The following is an 18,137-nucleotide window of genomic DNA, read 5'->3' as shown; positions in this document are numbered from 1 at the left end:
AGGAAAAATGAAGAATTTTATACATTCAAATAGTCAGTTTATGATAAGATTTTTAATCGGCTTATTGGCAGCCGCCCTGCTCCCGCTCTTTATAAAGACACCTTTTGCAGTTCATGTTATGATCCTGATTTGTATCTGGGCCATTTTGGGAATGGGCTGGAATTTTATCGGCGGATATGCAGGACAGGTTTCCAATGGACATGCCCTGTTTTATGGAATCGGAGCATACTCCTGTGCCATTGGAATGAAATCTTTTGGTGCAACTCCCTGGGTTACCATGTGGATTGGAGTTGCAATTTCCGTAGGTCTGGCATTTATTCTGGGAGCATCCCTGCTCCGGTTAAAGGGACATTACTTTGCGGTGGCTACCATGGCAATCGGAGAAAGCGGACGTATTATATTTTTGAACTGGAGTGCTGTAGGAGGCGCTACAGGCGTTGACTTCCTGGAAAAAACAAAACCTGCCTGGTACACCATGCAGTTTACCTCAAAATATCCCTATTACTACATATATTTAATCTTTGTAGCTATCATTTTGATGCTTACAAAAGTATTGGATAAGTCCAAATTCGGTTATTATTTAAGAGCCATCAAAGCAAATGAAGAGTCTGCTCAAAGTGTGGGAATCAACACCTCCCGCTATAAAATGCTGGCATTTGTGCTCAGTGCAGGAGTCGTGAGCCTGGCGGGCAGCCTGTATGCCAACTATCTGCAATATATTGATCCTCTGGTGGTGATGCCTTTGAATGTATCTCTCATGATCTGTCTGGTTGCTGTTATGGGCGGCATCGGAACGGTGATCGGGCCTATGATAGGAGCCATTGTGCTGACTGTGATTTCAGAATATACCAGGGCAGCCTTTTCTTCCATCAGAGGATTTGACCTGTTCTTGTACGGTACTTTAGTTATTTTGATCGTTATATTTTTACCAAACGGGTTGGTTTCCCTGTTTAAACGCAAAAAGCCAAAAGTTTTGACACCTCTGGAAATGGAGGGGAAAATATAATGAAAACCATATTGGAAATAAAAAAAGCCACAAAGAAATTTGGCGGTCTGGTTGCCAATGAAGATGTAAGTTTCTCTGTACAAAAGGGAGAAATTGTTGGTGTGGTAGGTCCCAATGGGGCTGGAAAGACTACTTTATTTAATTCCATCAGCGGAGCCCACTCCTTAACCTCAGGAAATATTATTTTTAACGGCACTGATATTACAAAGAAAAAGTCCTATAAAATATGCAAATTGGGAGTGGGAAGAACCTTTCAGATTCCTCAGTCCTTAAATGATATGACGGTTTTGGACAATGTACTGGTGGCCTCTCTTAACAGGTTCAAAACGGTGGAAGAAGCCAAAACCCACACGGAAAAAGTGATCGCCATGTGCGGACTGGCTGCCTTTATTTATATGAATGCGGGCGACTTAAATGTCATGCAGAAAAAAAGACTGGAGATTGCAAGGGCACTGGCCACTCAGCCCACCCTTTTGTTATTGGATGAAACCATGGCCGGCTTAAGCGGCGTGGAGCGGAAAGAAGCCATCAACCTGATTCGGCGGATTCGGACTTCAGGAATTTCTATTTTAATGATTGAGCATGTCATGGAAGTGGTTATGAGTGTTTCAGACCGGGTGATAGTTCTGACCTCAGGTAAATTGCTGGCAGAAGGAACACCGGAAGAAGTAACTGGAAATCCGGAAGTGATACGTGCCTATTTGGGCGGAAAAACCATTTAAACTATTTGCAAAGGAGGCAAACGTATGCTATCAGTGAAGAATCTGTGCGCAGGATATGATGGAACTCCCATTATCAGCAACTTGTCTTTTCAAGTAGAAGAAGGGAAGATTGTCGCCTTATTAGGCTCAAACGGAGCAGGAAAAACAACGGCTTTACGCAGTGTTGTGGGAAAATTGAAACCTTCCTCCGGAGAGATCTTGTATCAGGGGAAATCTATTTTGAATGTTCCTGCCCACAAGATGGTGGAACTGGGGATTGCCATGGTACCGGAAGGCAGACTTTTATTCGGCAAGATGTCTGTGGCAGATAATCTGCGTATGGGCGCCTACCGTATCAAAGACAAGAAAAAGATTCAGACACGGCTGGAAGAAATCTATGAGATTTTTCCCAGAGTAAAAGAACGAGAACATCAGCTTGCAGAAACTTTGTCAGGAGGAGAACAGCAGATGGTAGCCATCGCCAGAGGGCTGATGAGCCAGCCTAAGCTGCTGATTTTAGACGAACCCTCGCTGGGCCTTGCTCCTAAGCTGGTGGGAGAGATGTTTGAATTTATAAAGAAGATTAATCAAATGGGACTCACCATTATTATTGTAGAGCAAAATGCTACAGATACCCTGCAGTTTTCGGATTATGCATATCTCATTAACCACGGTGAAAATGTGCTGGAGGGAACTGGAATGGAACTGCTCCATAATGAAAAGGTGAAGGAAATTTATTTGGGAATTAATTAAAAAGATGCCGTTTCTGTCTGACACTTATGTAATGTGGGGCGGGAACGGCTTGTTTAATGGAATATCCGCAATATCTAAAGTTATATTCGGATATAAGGGACAAAAATAGATATACTTATTTTATACTATAAAGTAAGGAGCTGGTTGATATTATGATAGAGACAGATACTGTAAAGCTATTACGTGAGTGCGACGCAGGGATAAAAATGGGGATTAAATCCATTGATGAGGTGTTGGAATATGTTTCTGATAACAATTTAAAAACGTATCTGATTGATTGCAAAAATAACCATGAAGAATTAGATGAGGAAATTCATTCCCTTTTAAATGAATTTCACGACGATGGGAAGGCACCCAACCCAATGGCTAAAAGCATGGCGTGGATAAAAACAAATGTTAAGTTAGTTATGAATGACTCAGATCAAACCATTGCTGATTTGATGACGGATGGTTGTAATATGGGTATAAAATCGCTTAACAAATATTTAAACCAGTATAAAGCGGCCGACGAAAAATCTAAAGATATTACAAAGCAGCTTATTGGATTTGAGAAAAAGCTGGTTGAGAACATGTGTCAATTTTTATGAGTAAGAATTTAAACGTGTATCATCCAGAGATGCATGTTTAATTACATATTGTGCATGAAAATAAGATAAGTTGAAGGAAGATGGTGTGATTAAGCGGTGCGATTATTTTCCTGAATGGTTGAAGAACTGTTTTATATGAGAGACGGCCCAATAGCCTTCAGCTTGCTGAATAATCATTAATGATAGTAAACGTTTATATATGGTATAAATTTGAGAATAAGTTAAATACTATATAAAAAGTGTATTTGGAGCAATGATGAGAGTAAATAAAAGATTGACTAGGGCATTTAAAAATGCTGCAAACATATCAATTGATGAAAATTCTAAATTTATATTTTTCAGTGATTGCCACAGAGGAGATGATAGTGTATCTGATATGTTTATCAGAAACCAGTCCGTATTTCTGCATGCTCTGAATTATTATAATAAAGAAGGTTATGTCTATGTTGAGGTAGGCGATGGCGATGAACTATGGGAATATAAGAATTTCAGTGTTATTCGTCTTGCGCACACCGATGTATTTACTGTAATGAAAAAGTTTTATGATTCCGGAAGGTTTATTATGCTATATGGGAATCATAACATTTATCTGCGGTCAAAACATTTTGTTAAAGCCAATTATTATCAATATTACGATGAATACAATCAAAAAACTGTAGATTTGTTCAAAGGATTAGAACCAAAGGAGGCTTTGGTCCTTCATTATAAAAACAGCGGACAGAAGATATTTGTTCTTCATGGACATCAGGGAGATATTATGAATGATCAGCTATGGTTCCTGTCCATGGCGCTGCTTCGCTACTTATGGAGATATCTTCATCTTGTGGGTTTTGATAATCCCACAAGTCCTGCCCGTAATTTATATAAAAGGCATAAAATAGAACGGATATATAGTGAATGGTTAAAAAAGAAAAAGACTATGATGATTTGCGGGCATACTCACAGACCCAAATTTCCAAAAGCAAACGAACTTCCATATTTTAATACAGGGTGTTGTATTCGAACACGAGGGGTATCAGGAATTGAGATAATAAATGGTGAAATTTTAATGGTTGACTGGAGAGTGGCCGCCGATGAAAATGGAGGACTCCAGATCCTTCGTACTGTGACCAGGGGGCCAGAACCAATTGAAAAGTATGATAGATCTTGTAAAAAGTAAATATCGGATACCAGAGCAATTAATATAAAGATGATAGGTTATTTACTATCGTCTTTTTCTTTACCATATGTTCGTCACGTTGTATTTTGTCAATATAGATGATTAAACGACTAACCGTAGGATCATCAGATAGGATGATGTCATTGGGGGTGTATTCAAACGCACGACAGACTTTTTCAAGAGTGTCGAAAAGTTCTGGACCATTAGTTGACTATGTGAAGTCTGATGCTGAAACTGATTATAGGGAATTAAATCTGAGTGATGGATAGATTTTTAATGTGGTAAATAGAATGCTGATTTGTTTGGATAATTATTAAGATATATTATAAGATCACAAGAGATTTATTATTGATCATCATCAATTCAGAAACGGTGTTGAATATTAGACTTCTTTTTATTATTTAAAACCTTAAGAATTTATCAGTAAGGTCGATAATAAATATATAGTATTAAAAAAAGAAATATGGGGGTAATAAAATGAATGAAGAAAGTTTAGAATTAGGTAGTGGTATTAAAATCTGGAGTATCCTTTGTATCGTTTTTAGCGCTTTTACTCTTATTGTCAATTTTGCAATAGGATTTTATGATTTGGCAGTAATAGGAGTTGCTATCTGTGCAGCTTATATACTCTTGCTAATTAAGAAAAGAAAGATTGCGTATTATGCCATTGTAATTTGTACAATAATTATAATGGTTCTAAATGTGACAATACATGATATTAATATAATAATTTCACTTACCGGTTTATTAAATCCCATTATTACATTTGGTTTTCTAAGAAAGTACTGGAACCAGATGGAATAGGTTGACGCTCATAGACGTACTACTAGATCTGTTTAGCAGAAGTCACAATATACATGTCTAACCTGTATACAGAGTAGAGAATATTGAAGTTATTTTTTCAGAAGCAACTATCTTAAATGGTGGTTGCTTTTTTGTTACGTATTAAACAGTCTTTTATGCAAAACTATTTGAACGAGATATTTCAAGGAAGAAGGGAGAAAAAGAAGATAGTTCTGGCGAAGTGGTTGAGTATGTAAAATCTGACTCAGAGGCTGGCTACAGAGAACTGATTTTAAGTAATGAAATAATTGACATATTCAAGAAGATTAAAAAAGATAGTAAAATGTTTTCTGAATATATATTTGTAAAAGAGGATGGGAGTAGAGCAGAGAAAATGGTTTTTATACATCGGCTCGAAAAGGCAGAGTTAGCATTAGGCTGGGACATACAACAACAGTTACAACACTAAAATATATCTTCAACCTATTCAGGGAAAGTGAAACAACCAAAAAGGTCAAAAATCTTTCTATTTTGCACACGAATAAGAGTTGCCTTCAGAATAAGAGTTGCCTTCAAGTATCTTCAAATGACGATGTAATCTTGAAATTAAAAAAGGGCTAAAACCCTTATTTTATAAGGATTCTTGCCCTAATGCAGAATCGGAGTAACAGGATTTGAACCTGCGACCTCTCGGCCCCCAGCCGAGCGCGCTACCAAGCTACGCCATACTCCGTTTGTCTCACACGAATGATATTATAGCAGAAAGTTTCGGATTGGTAAAGTATATTTGTTGAAAAATTTTAAAATATAGGATATTATGGTAAAGACAAGTTCATTTTGAGCAGAAAATAGGTGAAAATAGATGAAACCAATTGTGAGCTTTGATGTGGATATGACTCTGCTGGATCATAAAGACTGGAGAATACCTGCCAGCGCTTTGGAGACAATAGAAAAGCTGCGGGAGAATCATATTATCGTTATAGCGACAGGGCGGGATATGGATTCTGTATATAGCACAGAAATCCGGGATGCGGTAAGGCCTGATGCCATCATTCATCTCAATGGAACCAAGGTAACAGTGGGAAATAAACTCATTTATGAACACATGTTTGATAAACAGCTTTTAAAGGAAATACTGGCTTATACCAAACATACCCCCTACAGCGTTGGGGCCACCATTGAGGACAGGGATTATTACGTTAATCCGGAAGTTATTGTAAGGCATGAAACAAGGCTCTGGGGAGAATGCGGAAGAATATTTGATGATCCGGGGAAACTGATGGAATTGAACGTCAGAACCATGGCCTACATCGGGAATGAGCATGGAGCAAGGGCAATGGAGGAGCAATTCCCTGAAATCCAGGTACATATGTTTGCAGATAAAAAAGGAGCCGATGTGGTGGAACGGAAAGCTTCCAAGGCCATGGGACTTGTAAGGCTCTGCGAATATTTCCAGGTGCCTCTTTCTGAAACAGCGGCATTTGGAGACAGCATGAATGATTATGACATTGTGAAAATGGCTGGAAAAGGAATTGCCATGGGAAATGCCATGGAAGAATTAAAACGGGCGGCAGATTATGTGACGGATGCCATTGACCGGGATGGAATTAAAAAGGCCTGTCTGCATTTGGGTATGATCCGTTAGGAAAAGGCCAAAGCCCAGGGGAAACGGGGAGGAGTCAAATGGCAAAGCATTATGATTTAATTGTGATCGGCGGAGGGCCGGGCGGATATACTGCGGCTTTAAGGGCAGCAGGACTTGGTCTTAAGACTGCCATTGTGGAAAAGGAGAAGCTGGGGGGAACCTGTGTCAATAAGGGCTGCATTCCTGCAAAGGCGCTGCTTCATGCTTCCAGCATTTTTGATACGCTTCAAAACAGTGATGAATTCGGGGTGTCTACAGATTTTATTTCTTTTGATTTTAAAAAGATGCAGCATTACAAAAAACGGTCTGTCAAGGCATACCGGAATGAGATAAAAGAGCTTATATCGGCTGCCGGGGTACAGGTTATTTGCGGAACAGCCACCATACGCCGGGGGCATACTGTTGAGGTGAACGGTCCTGAGGGAAAGGATTATTACAAAGCGGATAATATTATCATTGCCACAGGTGCAAAGCCGGTGGTTCCCAATATACCGGGAGCAGACCTTCCGGGAGTGCTGACCAGTGACCGGCTTTTGACCTCAGAGGTCTGGAATTATGACCGCCTTACCATCATCGGCGGAGGGGTGATCGGGGTGGAGTTTGCCACTATTTTTAATGCTCTCTGTTCCAATGTAACCATATTGGAAAGGGGGCGGCATTTGCTGGGCCCCATGGATGGCGAGGTTTCCCAGGCTTTGGAAGGCGAGATGCGTAGAAAGGGAATTTCCGTATGCTGCAATACGGTGATTAAGGAAATACGGGAGGACTCGAGTCAGGGGCTGGTATGTGTGTTTACAATGAACGGAGAGGAACAGACTCTTCGCTCCGGACAGATCGTCATAGCTGCGGGACGGGCTCCTTACATGGAAGACCTTATTGGCCCTGATGTGGATTTTCAAATGGAAAACGAATATTTAAAGGTAGATTCTAATTTCTGCACCAGTGAGCCGGGGATTTATGCCATAGGTGATGTGGTGGATCATAAAAAGCTGGCCCATGTGGCTGCCGCCCAGGGCACTTATGTCGTGGAAAAAATAGCGGGGGTAAAGCATACTATCCGCCTTTCCGTGGTGCCAAACGGCATGTTTGTAGAGCTTCCGGTGATTCCGGGCTGTATTTACACAGAACCGGAAGTGGCTTCTGTGGGGCTTACAAAAGAAGCCGCCAGCGCCTGCAACATGAAAGTGGGCTGCGGACGTTATTTAATGAGCGGAAATGGGAAGTCTATTATTACCAGGGAGCAGAGCGGTTTCATTCATCTGGTCTTTGAGGAATATTCCGGGACTCTTGTAGGTGCTCAGATCATGTGCCCAAGAGCCACCGATATGATCAGCGAAATGGCCACTGCCATTGCAAACGGGCTGACTGCAGAGCAGCTCATGCTTGCTATGCGGGCTCATCCCACATACAGCGAGGGAATTGCGGAAGCTATACAAAATTATTTAGAAACCAAAGGAGAAATCAGGGAATGATTCAGGACAGATTGGAGCAGCTCAGAAGTTTGATGGAAGAGCGCCGTATAGATGCTTATATGATTCCTACTTCAGATTTTCATGAATCTGAGTATGTGGGAGCTTATTTTAAATGCAGGGAGTTTGTGACAGGCTTTACCGGCTCCGCAGGAACGGCTGTTATTACGAAAGAAGAAGCAGGATTGTGGACCGATGGACGGTACTTTGTTCAGGCGGGAAAACAACTTGACGGTTCCAGTGTTACTCTACAGAAAATAGGGCAGCCAGGGGTTCCCACTGTTGAGGAATATTTAGAACAGGTTCTGCCTGAAGGCGGGTGTCTGGGCTTTGACGGACGGGTGGTTAACTGTCAGATGGGACAGGCTTTGGAAGCGCTATTGGAGGAGAAGAATGTAACTTTGGCTTGCCAGGAGGATTTGGTGGATGTTATATGGAAGGACCGTCCTTCTTTATCAGCCCAGCCGGCATGGATTCTGGAAGAAAAGTATGCAGGAAAATCGTCTGCACAGAAGATAGAAGATTTGAGAACCCAGATGAAGAAGGAAAAGACTGGGGTTCATATTCTTACTACGCTTGATGACATTGCATGGCTGTTAAATATCCGGGGAAATGATGTGGAGTGCAATCCGGTGGTATTGTCTTATGCTATGGTAACCTTGGAGCGCTTTTATTTATTTATCAATGACCAGGTGTTAAATGAGGAAGTAAAGACTTATCTTAAGGGATTAGGAGTTACGGTTTGCCCTTATAATGATATTTATACGGCAGCAGGGCAGTTGAGAGGGCAGAAGGTTCTTTTGGAAACTGGTAAGATCAATTATGCTATTTATAAGAGCATTGATGATTCCAACAAGATTATTGACAAAATGAATCCCACTGTTATGGCAAAGGCTATGAAGAATCCGGTGGAAATTGAAAATATGAGAAATGCCCATAAAAAAGATGGAGCAGCTGTGGTGAAATTTATTTACTGGCTGAAAAACAATGTGGGTAAGGAAGTCATCACTGAGGTCAGCGCACAGGAGTATTTAGACAGGCTGCGTTCAGAACAGGAAGGGAATTTGGGAATCAGCTTTGATACTATATCCGCCTATGGAGCCAATGCGGCGATGTGTCATTATAAGGCGGGTAAAGAAAATGATACAAAGCTGGAGCCAAGAGGACTTTATCTAGTGGATTCCGGCGGGCAGTATTATGAAGGAACGACTGATGTGACAAGAACTGTTGCATTGGGGCCGCTGACAGAGGAAGAACGGGAGCATTTTACACTGACGGTGATCAGCATGCTGCGTTTGGGAGCGGTGAAGTTTCTGTATGGCTGCAGGGGGCTTACTTTGGATTATGTGGCTAGAGAACCATTTTGGAGCAGAGGAATTAACTTTGACCATGGAACAGGCCATGGAGTAGGATATCTGCTGAATGTTCATGAGAGGCCCAATGGAATACGCTGGCGCATGGTTCCGGAGCGGCAGGATAACTGTGTTCTGGAGGAAGGAATGGTTACATCTGACGAGCCGGGAGTGTATATTGAAGGCAGTCATGGGGTCCGTACTGAAAATCTGATTGTGTGCAAGAAAGCGGAAGCAAATGAATATGGGCAGTTTATGGAATTTGAGTTTTTGACTATGGCTCCCATTGATCTGGAGGCCCTTGATCGGTCTATTATGACGGATAGGGATGTGGAGTTATTAAATGATTATCATAAGGCAGTTTATGAAAACCTTTCTCCTTATCTTTCTCAGGAAGAGGAGTTATGGCTGAAGGAAAATACTAGGGCAATTTAGGGGATGGAAACAGGCAGAACCGGAGTGTGGCGGTTCTGCCTGTTTTTGAGATTTCGGTGTTTTGAATGTAAATTGATTTGGAGATGTATTGTCTGTGTATTTATGAAAGATCCACCAGGGTGTATTCATAACCAATAGCAGGAAGGATCTTGTCCATAAGATCTTTAGTTTTGAACTTTATGCTGGAGGTATTGATACAGGGATGGCAGCCAAAATATTCATGAGAAAGAATGTCTTTATCAATCAGCAGCCTGACCTGATGGTCTTTATCATTCATAAGTCCTAGTACGGAAACTGATCCGGGAGTAATATCTAAATATTTCTCCATAAATTCCGGTTCTGCAAAGGAAAGTCTGGCAGAGCCGATTTGTTTTGAAAGTACGGCTGTGCGGAATTTTTTCTGTCCGGGCATTAGGAGAAGGTAAAAGTCTGTTTTTTGGGTGTTTCGGAGAAATAAATTCTTGCAGATGTCAATTTCCAGAAGCTCATCAACTTCCCGGCATGCTTCCATGGAAGGGAGGGCATCGTGGTCTAGTCTTACATAGGGGATGTTAAGTTGATCCATTAGGTCGTAGGATTTAATTTCCTTGGGAAGCCGCCCGGAGATATCCAAAGGGCGTCCGGAGTATATGGTTTTGTCTAGATAGAAGGTGTTTTGTTCGGTATTCATGATGTTAAACTTCCTTTTGATCTTTTTAGGACTTATTATAGCTGAGTTGTGGGAGATTGCAAGGGTTTTTGGAGAAAAGAGTGGAATTATGGGATTTTTATGGGATTATGGGAGATGGTGTGGTGTTTGAGAAGGAAGAAGAAATTTTGTGGTTTTCTGGGGAATAATGTATTATAATAGGAGTGAATATGGAATTAATGGATAAGCGGCGGATTAGTTTTGCTGGAAAATGATTTTGGTGAAATGCTGCTTATTTTTATGTGATAAGATAAAATTTATAGTGGAAAAGAATGGAGAGAGTTGATGATAGATAATAGGATAAAAAAAGAGAGATTTCGTGATGATTGGAAGGGGAAGAAGAGTAGTGGGGAGAAGGAAGGGAAAGTGAAAGAGAATTACAGTGCGAATGACAGGGCGAAAAAAGGTGTGAAAAGCGGTACGAAAGATGGTATGAGAGATGGTGTGAAAGGTGGTCCGAAAGACGGCACGAGATATAGCGTAAAAGGTAATGCAAAAGACGGTTTAAAAAGCAACACGAAAAACAGTATGAAAGATAGTATGAAAAGTGGTCCGAAAGACGGCACGAGATATAGTGTAAAAGACAATGCAAAAGACGGTTTGAAAAGCAGCACGAAAAACAGTATGAAAGATAGTGTGAAAGGCGGCACGAAAAACAGTACAAGGTATGGGGCGAAGGATAGCGTAAAAAGCAGTCCAAGGGCGGGATCAAAAGACAGTACCCCAAATAGTCCGAAAGATGGTATGAGAAGTAATTCAACCGGTCAAAAAAGGCATGAGGAAGAGAATGGCGGGAAAAGGTTTCAGAAACGTTCTTCAAAATGTCCAGTATTTCATAAGTGCGGTGGATGTCAGATTTTGGATATGCCTTATGGAAAACAGTTGGAGCAGAAACAGAAGCAGCTGGAGAAATTGCTGAAGCCTTATTGCAAGGTAGAACCTATTATTGGGATGGAGAATCCTTATCATTACAGGAATAAGGTTCATGCAGTTTTTGATCATGACAAAAAGGGCAATCCTATTTCCGGTGTTTATGAGGCTAATTCCCACCGAGTTGTTCCTGTGGAGTCTTGTTTAATTGAGGACCAGAAAGCGGATGAGATCATTGGAAGCATTCGCGGAATGTTAAAATCTTTTAAAATCCGTACTTATGATGAGGATTCAGGGTATGGTCTGCTTCGTCATGTGCTGATACGGAGGGGATTTTCTACTGGAGAAATTATGGTGGTTTTAGTGACGGCTTCTCCTATATTTCCTTCTAAAAATAATTTTGTAAAGGAACTGAGAAGGCAGCATCCGGAAATCACCACAATCATACAGAATGTCAATGGACGGGATACCAGTATGGTGCTGGGTGATAAGGAAAATATTTTGTATGGAAAGGGATATATTGAGGATATTTTATGCGGCTGCCGTTTTAGAATTTCCTCCAAATCCTTCTATCAGGTGAATCCAGTACAGACGGAGGTATTGTATGATCTGGCTATTAAGGCTGCTGGGCTGACGGGAAATGAGCGGGTGATCGATGCTTATTGTGGAATCGGAACCATTGGGCTTGTTGCAAGTAAATATGCAAAAGAGGTTATTGGGGTGGAATTAAACCGTGATGCAGTCCGCGACGCAGTTGAAAATGCCAAGCTTAATGGAATTAAGAATGTTAGGTTCTTTTGTAATGATGCTGGCAAATTTATGGTGAATATGGCGGAGAATGAGGAGCATGTGGATGTGGTGTTCATGGATCCGCCCAGAAGTGGGAGCACAGAGGAGTTTATTGAGTCGGTGGCAAAGATAAAGCCGGAAAAGGTGGTATATGTGTCTTGCGGGCCAGAGACGTTGGCCCGGGATTTGGGGTATTTTAGGAAGAAAGGGTATGAGGCGAAGAAGGTGTGGGGAGTGGATATGTTTCCGGGAACGGAGCATGTGGAAACTGTCGTACTGCTGGGGAGGAAAGCCTAGTAAATCAAAGGGTTTCGAGGCTTTGGGGAGGATATGTAGATGTGCTTTTGTGATTGGTTGAGGAGCAATATGTTTCCGGTTACCGTGGTGGGGTAACCGGAAAATTAACGTTTTGGCAAAAGGTTTAAAGTCTGCGAAATAAGCACTTGATTTTTAGTACTGAGAAATAAATCAGGATTTGCGGATTTTTATACGAAATATAATTTGTCAGGGTATAGAAAAGGTGAAGATAATAAAGAATGCGCATTATTATTAGCTTTGAAGAAAGTGGGATAAATGAAGGAAAAGTTAGTGAAAATCTAAATAATGCAAAAATGTACTTAGTGACAAGAGGTGAAATTGATGATGATTAAAAGTTCAGTTTGTAAAATCGAACTGTTTGATTTGCTGCGAACCGAAAGTTTTAGCAGATGAATTAAGTATTTTCTATGAGCAGTCATTCACACTGTCAAATAAAGAAAATTTTACAATAAAAATGGAGGTTCGGATTATGAGCTTAAGTAGTAATGTAAACGAAAAAGCTGCCCTTATATGGGCGATTGCAGATAAATTGACAGGAGTTTATAAGCCACATGAATATGGCGAAGTTATTCTTCCTATGACAGTAATCAAGCGTTTTGACAGTATTCTTGCTAACACCAAAAGTGCAGTGCTTGATAAATATGAAAGTGTAAAAGCATTACCTATGCGAGATGTGCTTTTGCGTAAAGCATCCGACCACGCATTTTATAATACAAGCAAATATGATTTTGATAAATTGCTTGATGACCCGGATAATATCGAGGCAAATTTCCGTGACTACCTGAATGGGTTCTCAGAGAATGTACAGGATATTATCCAGAAGTTTAAATTTGATGGTCATATTACAACTATGGCGAACAAAGGAATCCTTTATATTGTCATAAAAGAATTCACATCACCAAAAGCTAATCTTCACCCAAGTGTTATTTCTAATCTTGAGATGGGATATATTTTTGAGGAAATTATCAGAAGATTCTCTGAGGCACATAACGAGGATGCAGGACAGCATTATACTCCTCGCGAAGTAATTGAACTGATGGTAAATATCCTGTTTTATGATGATAATGATGTACTTTCAGGAAATAATGTAGCAAAAACAGTATACGACCCTGCCTGCGGAACTGGCGGTATGCTTTCTGTGGCTGAGGAATACATGCACAAAATGAATGCCTCCACAGAAATAATGGCATTTGGGCAAGAATTAAATGACCAGACTTATGCTATTTGTAAAGCTGATATGCTCATCAAAGGAAATAACGCGGAGTTCATCAAAGATGGCAACACACTCTCAGATGATCAGTTTGAAGGGCAAACTTTTGACTATATTCTTTCTAATCCTCCATTTGGTCGTGAGTGGAAAAATGAAAAAGCTAAAGTAGAAAAAGAGGCAAAGCTTGGTTTCGCAGGAAGATTTGGAGCAGGGCTTCCTGCCGCAAGTGATGGACAGATGTTATTTCTCATGACTGCTATATCTAAAATGAAAGATACAGTACAAGGTGGAAGCCGTATTGCAATTATACATAATGGGTCTCCGTTATTTACAGGAGATGCAGGAAGCGGTCCCTCTGATATTCGTAAATATATTTTAGAAAATGACTTGCTTGAGGCTATTATTGCTCTGCCAAATGACATTTTCTATAACACAGGTATTGCCACTTATATTTGGGTACTTTCTAATAAAAAAACTGGTACGAAGCGTGAGGGCAAGGTTCAACTTATCAATGGTAATGGATTATATGAAAAACGTAGAAAGGCACTTGGTAACAAACGTAACGATATACCACCTTCTGCAATCAATGACATTACGCAGATTTATGGCGATTTCAAAGAAAGCGAGATTAGTCAGATTTATGATACCGAAGATTTTGGCTATACCAAGATTACTGTTGAACGTCCATTAAAAGATGAAAACGGAGAAATCCTGTTAAAGAAAGGCAAGAAACAGCCAGACACCTCTCTTCGTGATACTGAGAATGTACCTCTAAAAGAGGATATTGAAGCATACTTCAAGCGTGAGGTTCTTCCTTTTGCACCGGAGGCATGGATTGATAAGAACAAATCAAAGGTTGGATACGAAATACCTTTCACACGCTATTTCTATAAGTATGAAGCACCACGCAGTTCTGCTGAAATCATGGCAGAGATTATGGACATTGAAACCGAGTTGGACGGAGCCTTGGCAGAGGTGTTTGATATATGAGAGAGATGAAAGACAGTGGTGTTTCTTTCATAGGACAAATTCCTGTTGAATGGGATATCACAAGAAATAAGAATGTATTTGGTTGTTCAAAACGGCTTGTTGGAGAAGCATCTAGTAATATTCAATTGCTGTCTCTGACTACAAGAGGTGTTAAAGAGAAAGATATAAATAACCCCGAAGGAAAATTGCCTGCAAGCTTTGATACATATCAGTATGTATATAAAAATAATATTGTAATGTGTTTGTTTGACTTAGATGTTTCTGCGGTATTCTCAGGCATTAGTCCTTTTGAGGGAATGATTTCTCCAGCATATCGTGTGCTGACTTGCAAAGAAAATATGGTTCCTAAATTTGCTGATTATTGGTTCAGATATGTTTCTGATGGAAGAAAATTTAATCATTACGCAAAAAATATTAGGTATACATTGAGTTATGAAGACTTTTCGGTTCTTCCGATTGTTTTCCCGCCATATCAAATTCAAGAGAACATTTGTGACTACCTCGACTGTAAGTGTGCAAAAATCGATACTATCATTGAGCATGAGCAAATTGAGATTGAAAAATTGAAAGAATATAAGCTGTCTGTTATTAACGAGACAATTGTAGATGTTGATGGAGATAAATGTCATTTAGGATACATTGCAACGATGAAGAACGGATTGAACTTCTCGAGTAACACTAGTAATCAAAAAATCAAATTTCTTGGTGTCGCAGATTTTAAAGATAACTTTGTTCTCAATAGTGAAGATATGTTCTCTGATGTAATTATTGATAATGATATTGCAGATGATTATTTATTGAAAAGTGGAGATATTATTTTTGTGCGTTCTAATGGTAGCAAAGCCCTTGTTGGACGTAGTATTATGGTTAAAAATATTGATTTCCCGCTTACCTATAGTGGTTTTTGCATTAGATTTCGAAATACTCGAACGGATATTTTTAACGATATGTATTTGTTGTTTTTTTTTAGAAGTCCATATTTCAGAAAACAACTTGAAAAATACAGTCAAGGTTCTAATATCAGCAATATAAATCAGGATTTATTGTCACAAATATCAATTAATATTCCTTCAATGGAAGTTCAACTACATGCTGTCGATAGAATCACAAAGCTTTGTGACAAAATAGATTCTGCCATTAACCACAAGCAGGCAGTTATAGATAAAATAAGCGAATATAAGAAATCTCTTATTTATGAGGTTATTACGGGAAAGATGGAGGTGTAATTATGAATTTTCCTATATCTGAGAATGAGCAGATAAAAGACAAATAGAAAAAGCATTTGGGACAAACAAAGGAAGTAAAATAGATACCAATACTTATCTTTGGATTCAAGACACATTGGATTTCAGACCAAGAGAAAAAAGCAAAATACTATCAAGGCGAGGATGTAAATTGCGATAGTCAGTGATGTTCTAGGTGTATTGGGTGGCTTGATTTCAACCATAATTTCTGTGATAGGAGGAAAGTGATATGTCGGATTTTGATGTAAAAGAAAAACGATTTGAGGAAGATATCGAAAGCTATCTCAGTACAGAGGGGGGCTACACTATAGGCAATCCCAAGAACTTCGACCGCAAGCTGGCTCTAGACAAGGATACATTTATTTACTTTATTAAAACAAGTCAGCCAAAGCAATGGGAACGCTATGTGAAAATCTATGCAGCTGACAGCGAAAAACAAATTATAGACCGTTTCTGCCGAGAGGTAAAAATGGTCGGTCTGCTAAGGGTTATGCGTCAAGGCTTTATTGATCGTGGTATTAAATTCCGTGCAGTGTTCTGGAAACCAGAAACAAGTATCAATGAAACAATTGCGAAGCAGTATGATTCTAATATCCTACATTGTACAAGACAGCTACACTATTCTTTACAGAATGAAAACAGCATAGATATTGTGCTTTTCATCAATGGTATCCCTATTGTATCAATGGAATTGAAATGCCAGTTCACAGGGCAAGATGCAGCAAATGCCATTTCACAATATAAATTTGACCGTACAGGTAATGATGCGATTTTCGAATTTAAAAATCGTATACTTGTACATTTTGCTGTTGACCTTACAAACGTGTATATGACCACTCGCTTACAAGGTGGTAAAACATATTTCCTGCCGTTTAATCAAGGTAGTAACGGAGCGGGCAAAGTTGGGGGCAAAGGTAACCCAATAAACCCGGATGGCTATGATACAGACTACTTATGGAAGTCAGTTCTATGTAAAGACCGTTTGCTTGAAATCTTGCATAAATACTTACACTTGCAGGTTATCAAAGATGAGAAAACAGGTGATATCAAAGAAGAACGCATGATATTCCCGCGTTATCATCAGCTTGATGTTGTTACAAAGCTGCTTGCAGATGTAAAAGAAAATGGTGCGGGCAAAAATCATCTGATTCAGCACAGTGCGGGATCAGGCAAGTCTAATTCAATTGCATGGCTTGCACATCGTTTGAGTGGCCTACATGATGATAATGATGTTAAAATATTCCAGTCAGTAATTATTGTTACTGACAGGCGGGTTCTTGACAGCCAACTACAGAATACGGTATATCAGTTTGATCATGTGGAAGGTGTTGTGCAAAAGATTGATAAGAATGCCCAGCAATTAAAGGAGGCCATCGAAGCAGGTACTGGTATTATCATTACCACATTGCAGAAATTTCCTGTTATTTATAAAGAAGTGAAATCCGGCAATAAACGTTTTGCGATTATTATTGATGAGGCACATTCTTCACAGACAGGAGACGCAGCAAAAAAACTGAAACGTGCATTGTCGGATACGGAAAAGATATTTGAAGAATATGCTGAAATGGAATATGAAGAAGAAGCGAAACGTAAGGATGATGAAGATAAACTTCTTGATGAACTCGCATCTCAAGGTATTCATGATAATCTATCTTTCTTTGCATTCACAGCTACACCAAAGGATAAAACCTTACAGCTGTTTGGCTGGTGTGATAAAGAGGGAGAATATCATCCATCTCATATCTACTCTATGCGACAAGCTATTGAGGAACGTTTTATTCTTGATGTATTACAAAATTATATGACCTACAAGATGTATTATAAAATTACCAAGAGTATCGCAGATAATCCGAAATTGGATACTACTGCAGGTGTTAAAGCGATACTGAATTATGAATCTCTGCATCCGCATAATATTTCTCAAAAGACTTCCGTTATATTGGAACAATTCAGAAATGTGACAATGAATAAAATTGGTGGCAAGGCAAAAGCAATGATTGTCACACCATCTCGTTTACATGCAGTTAGGTATCTTCATGAATTTAAGCGTCAGATACAGGAAAAAGGATATATCGACCTAGATGTGTTGGTTGCATTCTCAGGAGAAGTTGATGACGATGGAGAGAAATACACAGAAG

The 18,137-nt window shown here is 39.7% G+C and carries 14 protein-coding genes and 1 tRNA gene; 13 read left to right on the top strand and 2 right to left on the bottom strand.

Features of this window, described 5'->3' with window-relative positions; genetic code table 11:
* Window positions 1-7 precede the first annotated feature (7 nt).
* The 6 genes from V7M78_RS19810 (at window position 8) to V7M78_RS19785 (ending at window position 5,010) form a co-directional block, all read left to right on the top strand.
* Window positions 8-1,006 (top strand): branched-chain amino acid ABC transporter permease, encoded by a 999-nt coding sequence (locus V7M78_RS19810; RefSeq protein ID WP_333652266.1) that lies wholly within the window; start codon window positions 8-10, stop codon window positions 1,004-1,006.
* Window positions 1,006-1,728 (top strand): ABC transporter ATP-binding protein, encoded by a 723-nt coding sequence (locus V7M78_RS19805; RefSeq protein ID WP_333652264.1) that lies wholly within the window; start codon window positions 1,006-1,008, stop codon window positions 1,726-1,728. The genes V7M78_RS19810 and V7M78_RS19805 overlap by 1 nt, the downstream gene beginning before the upstream one ends.
* A gap of 24 nt (window positions 1,729-1,752) precedes the next feature.
* Window positions 1,753-2,460, top strand: coding sequence for an ABC transporter ATP-binding protein (locus V7M78_RS19800; RefSeq protein WP_333652262.1), 708 nt, complete (start codon window positions 1,753-1,755; stop codon window positions 2,458-2,460).
* 152 nt (window positions 2,461-2,612) lie between these two features.
* A complete protein-coding gene (locus tag V7M78_RS19795; RefSeq protein ID WP_333652260.1) occupies window positions 2,613-3,047 on the top strand; it encodes a hypothetical protein in 435 nt (144 codons plus the stop codon).
* 253 nt (window positions 3,048-3,300) lie between these two features.
* A complete protein-coding gene (locus V7M78_RS19790; protein ID WP_333652258.1) occupies window positions 3,301-4,206 on the top strand; it encodes a metallophosphoesterase in 906 nt (301 codons plus the stop codon).
* Between the two features lie 477 nt (window positions 4,207-4,683).
* A complete protein-coding gene (locus tag V7M78_RS19785; protein ID WP_333652256.1) occupies window positions 4,684-5,010 on the top strand; it encodes a hypothetical protein in 327 nt (108 codons plus the stop codon).
* Between the two features lie 638 nt (window positions 5,011-5,648).
* Here the strand turns inward: V7M78_RS19785 and V7M78_RS19780 are convergent.
* Window positions 5,649-5,722, bottom strand: a tRNA-Pro gene (locus tag V7M78_RS19780).
* A 129-nt stretch (window positions 5,723-5,851) separates the two neighbouring features.
* Between V7M78_RS19780 and V7M78_RS19775 the strand changes: the two genes are divergently transcribed.
* Genes V7M78_RS19775 through V7M78_RS19765 form a run of 3 tightly spaced genes read left to right on the top strand, consistent with a single transcriptional unit; the run spans window position 5,852 to window position 9,890 of the window.
* Window positions 5,852-6,634 carry an HAD family hydrolase gene (locus tag V7M78_RS19775; protein WP_333652254.1) on the top strand — a complete coding sequence of 261 codons (783 nt, stop codon included), beginning with the start codon at window positions 5,852-5,854 and terminating at the stop codon, window positions 6,632-6,634.
* 38 nt (window positions 6,635-6,672) lie between these two features.
* A complete protein-coding gene (gene lpdA / locus V7M78_RS19770; protein WP_333652251.1) occupies window positions 6,673-8,106 on the top strand; it encodes a dihydrolipoyl dehydrogenase in 1,434 nt (477 codons plus the stop codon).
* Complete coding sequence (locus tag V7M78_RS19765) at window positions 8,103-9,890, top strand: aminopeptidase P family protein (RefSeq protein WP_333652248.1); 1,788 nt, start codon at window positions 8,103-8,105, stop codon at window positions 9,888-9,890. The genes lpdA and V7M78_RS19765 overlap by 4 nt, the downstream gene beginning before the upstream one ends.
* Before the next feature lie 100 nt (window positions 9,891-9,990).
* On the opposite strand, the gene V7M78_RS19760 is transcribed toward V7M78_RS19765, so the two are convergent.
* Window positions 9,991-10,560: a prolyl-tRNA synthetase associated domain-containing protein gene (locus tag V7M78_RS19760; protein ID WP_333652246.1), complete on the bottom strand. Its 570-nt coding sequence runs from the start codon at window positions 10,558-10,560 to the stop codon at window positions 9,991-9,993.
* A 303-nt stretch (window positions 10,561-10,863) separates the two neighbouring features.
* On the opposite strand from V7M78_RS19760, the gene rlmD reads away from it, so the two are divergent.
* The 4 genes from rlmD to V7M78_RS19740 all read left to right on the top strand — a co-directional run.
* Complete coding sequence (gene rlmD / locus V7M78_RS19755; protein WP_442914683.1) at window positions 10,864-12,534, top strand: 23S rRNA (uracil(1939)-C(5))-methyltransferase RlmD; 1,671 nt, start codon at window positions 10,864-10,866, stop codon at window positions 12,532-12,534.
* 490 nt (window positions 12,535-13,024) lie between these two features.
* On the top strand, window positions 13,025-14,755 hold the full coding sequence (locus tag V7M78_RS19750) for a type I restriction-modification system subunit M (protein WP_333652243.1): 1,731 nt from the start codon (window positions 13,025-13,027) through the stop codon (window positions 14,753-14,755).
* Complete coding sequence (locus tag V7M78_RS19745) at window positions 14,752-15,981, top strand: restriction endonuclease subunit S (RefSeq protein WP_333652241.1); 1,230 nt, start codon at window positions 14,752-14,754, stop codon at window positions 15,979-15,981. Before V7M78_RS19750 ends, V7M78_RS19745 begins: the two co-directional genes overlap by 4 nt.
* Before the next feature lie 247 nt (window positions 15,982-16,228).
* Window positions 16,229-18,137 (top strand): type I restriction endonuclease subunit R (locus V7M78_RS19740; protein WP_333652239.1); only part of this gene is annotated, 1,909 nt, incomplete at its 3' end.

Source organism: Lacrimispora sp., from assembly GCF_036758025.1.
Classification (GTDB): Bacteria; Bacillota; Clostridia; order Lachnospirales; family Lachnospiraceae; genus Lacrimispora.
Note: the sequence above shows the minus strand (reverse complement) of the source record. Positions and strands in the feature narration are given on the sequence as shown.

What these genes read in the sequence shown, in the direction of transcription:
- V7M78_RS19810 (WP_333652266.1), top strand. Translation starts at nt 8, where the DNA reads ATGAAGAATTTTATACATTCAAATAGTCAGTTTATGATAAGATTTTTA.
- V7M78_RS19805 (WP_333652264.1), top strand. Translation starts at nt 1,006, where the DNA reads ATGAAAACCATATTGGAAATAAAAAAAGCCACAAAGAAATTTGGCGGT.
- V7M78_RS19800 (WP_333652262.1), top strand. Translation starts at nt 1,753, where the DNA reads ATGCTATCAGTGAAGAATCTGTGCGCAGGATATGATGGAACTCCCATT.
- V7M78_RS19795 (WP_333652260.1), top strand. Translation starts at nt 2,613, where the DNA reads ATGATAGAGACAGATACTGTAAAGCTATTACGTGAGTGCGACGCAGGG.
- V7M78_RS19790 (WP_333652258.1), top strand. Translation starts at nt 3,301, where the DNA reads ATGATGAGAGTAAATAAAAGATTGACTAGGGCATTTAAAAATGCTGCA.
- V7M78_RS19785 (WP_333652256.1), top strand. Translation starts at nt 4,684, where the DNA reads ATGAATGAAGAAAGTTTAGAATTAGGTAGTGGTATTAAAATCTGGAGT.
- V7M78_RS19775 (WP_333652254.1), top strand. Translation starts at nt 5,852, where the DNA reads ATGAAACCAATTGTGAGCTTTGATGTGGATATGACTCTGCTGGATCAT.
- lpdA (WP_333652251.1), top strand. Translation starts at nt 6,673, where the DNA reads ATGGCAAAGCATTATGATTTAATTGTGATCGGCGGAGGGCCGGGCGGA.
- V7M78_RS19765 (WP_333652248.1), top strand. Translation starts at nt 8,103, where the DNA reads ATGATTCAGGACAGATTGGAGCAGCTCAGAAGTTTGATGGAAGAGCGC.
- V7M78_RS19760 (WP_333652246.1), bottom strand. Translation starts at nt 10,560, where the DNA reads ATGAATACCGAACAAAACACCTTCTATCTAGACAAAACCATATACTCC.
- rlmD (WP_442914683.1), top strand. Translation starts at nt 10,864, where the DNA reads ATGATAGATAATAGGATAAAAAAAGAGAGATTTCGTGATGATTGGAAG.
- V7M78_RS19750 (WP_333652243.1), top strand. Translation starts at nt 13,025, where the DNA reads ATGAGCTTAAGTAGTAATGTAAACGAAAAAGCTGCCCTTATATGGGCG.
- V7M78_RS19745 (WP_333652241.1), top strand. Translation starts at nt 14,752, where the DNA reads ATGAGAGAGATGAAAGACAGTGGTGTTTCTTTCATAGGACAAATTCCT.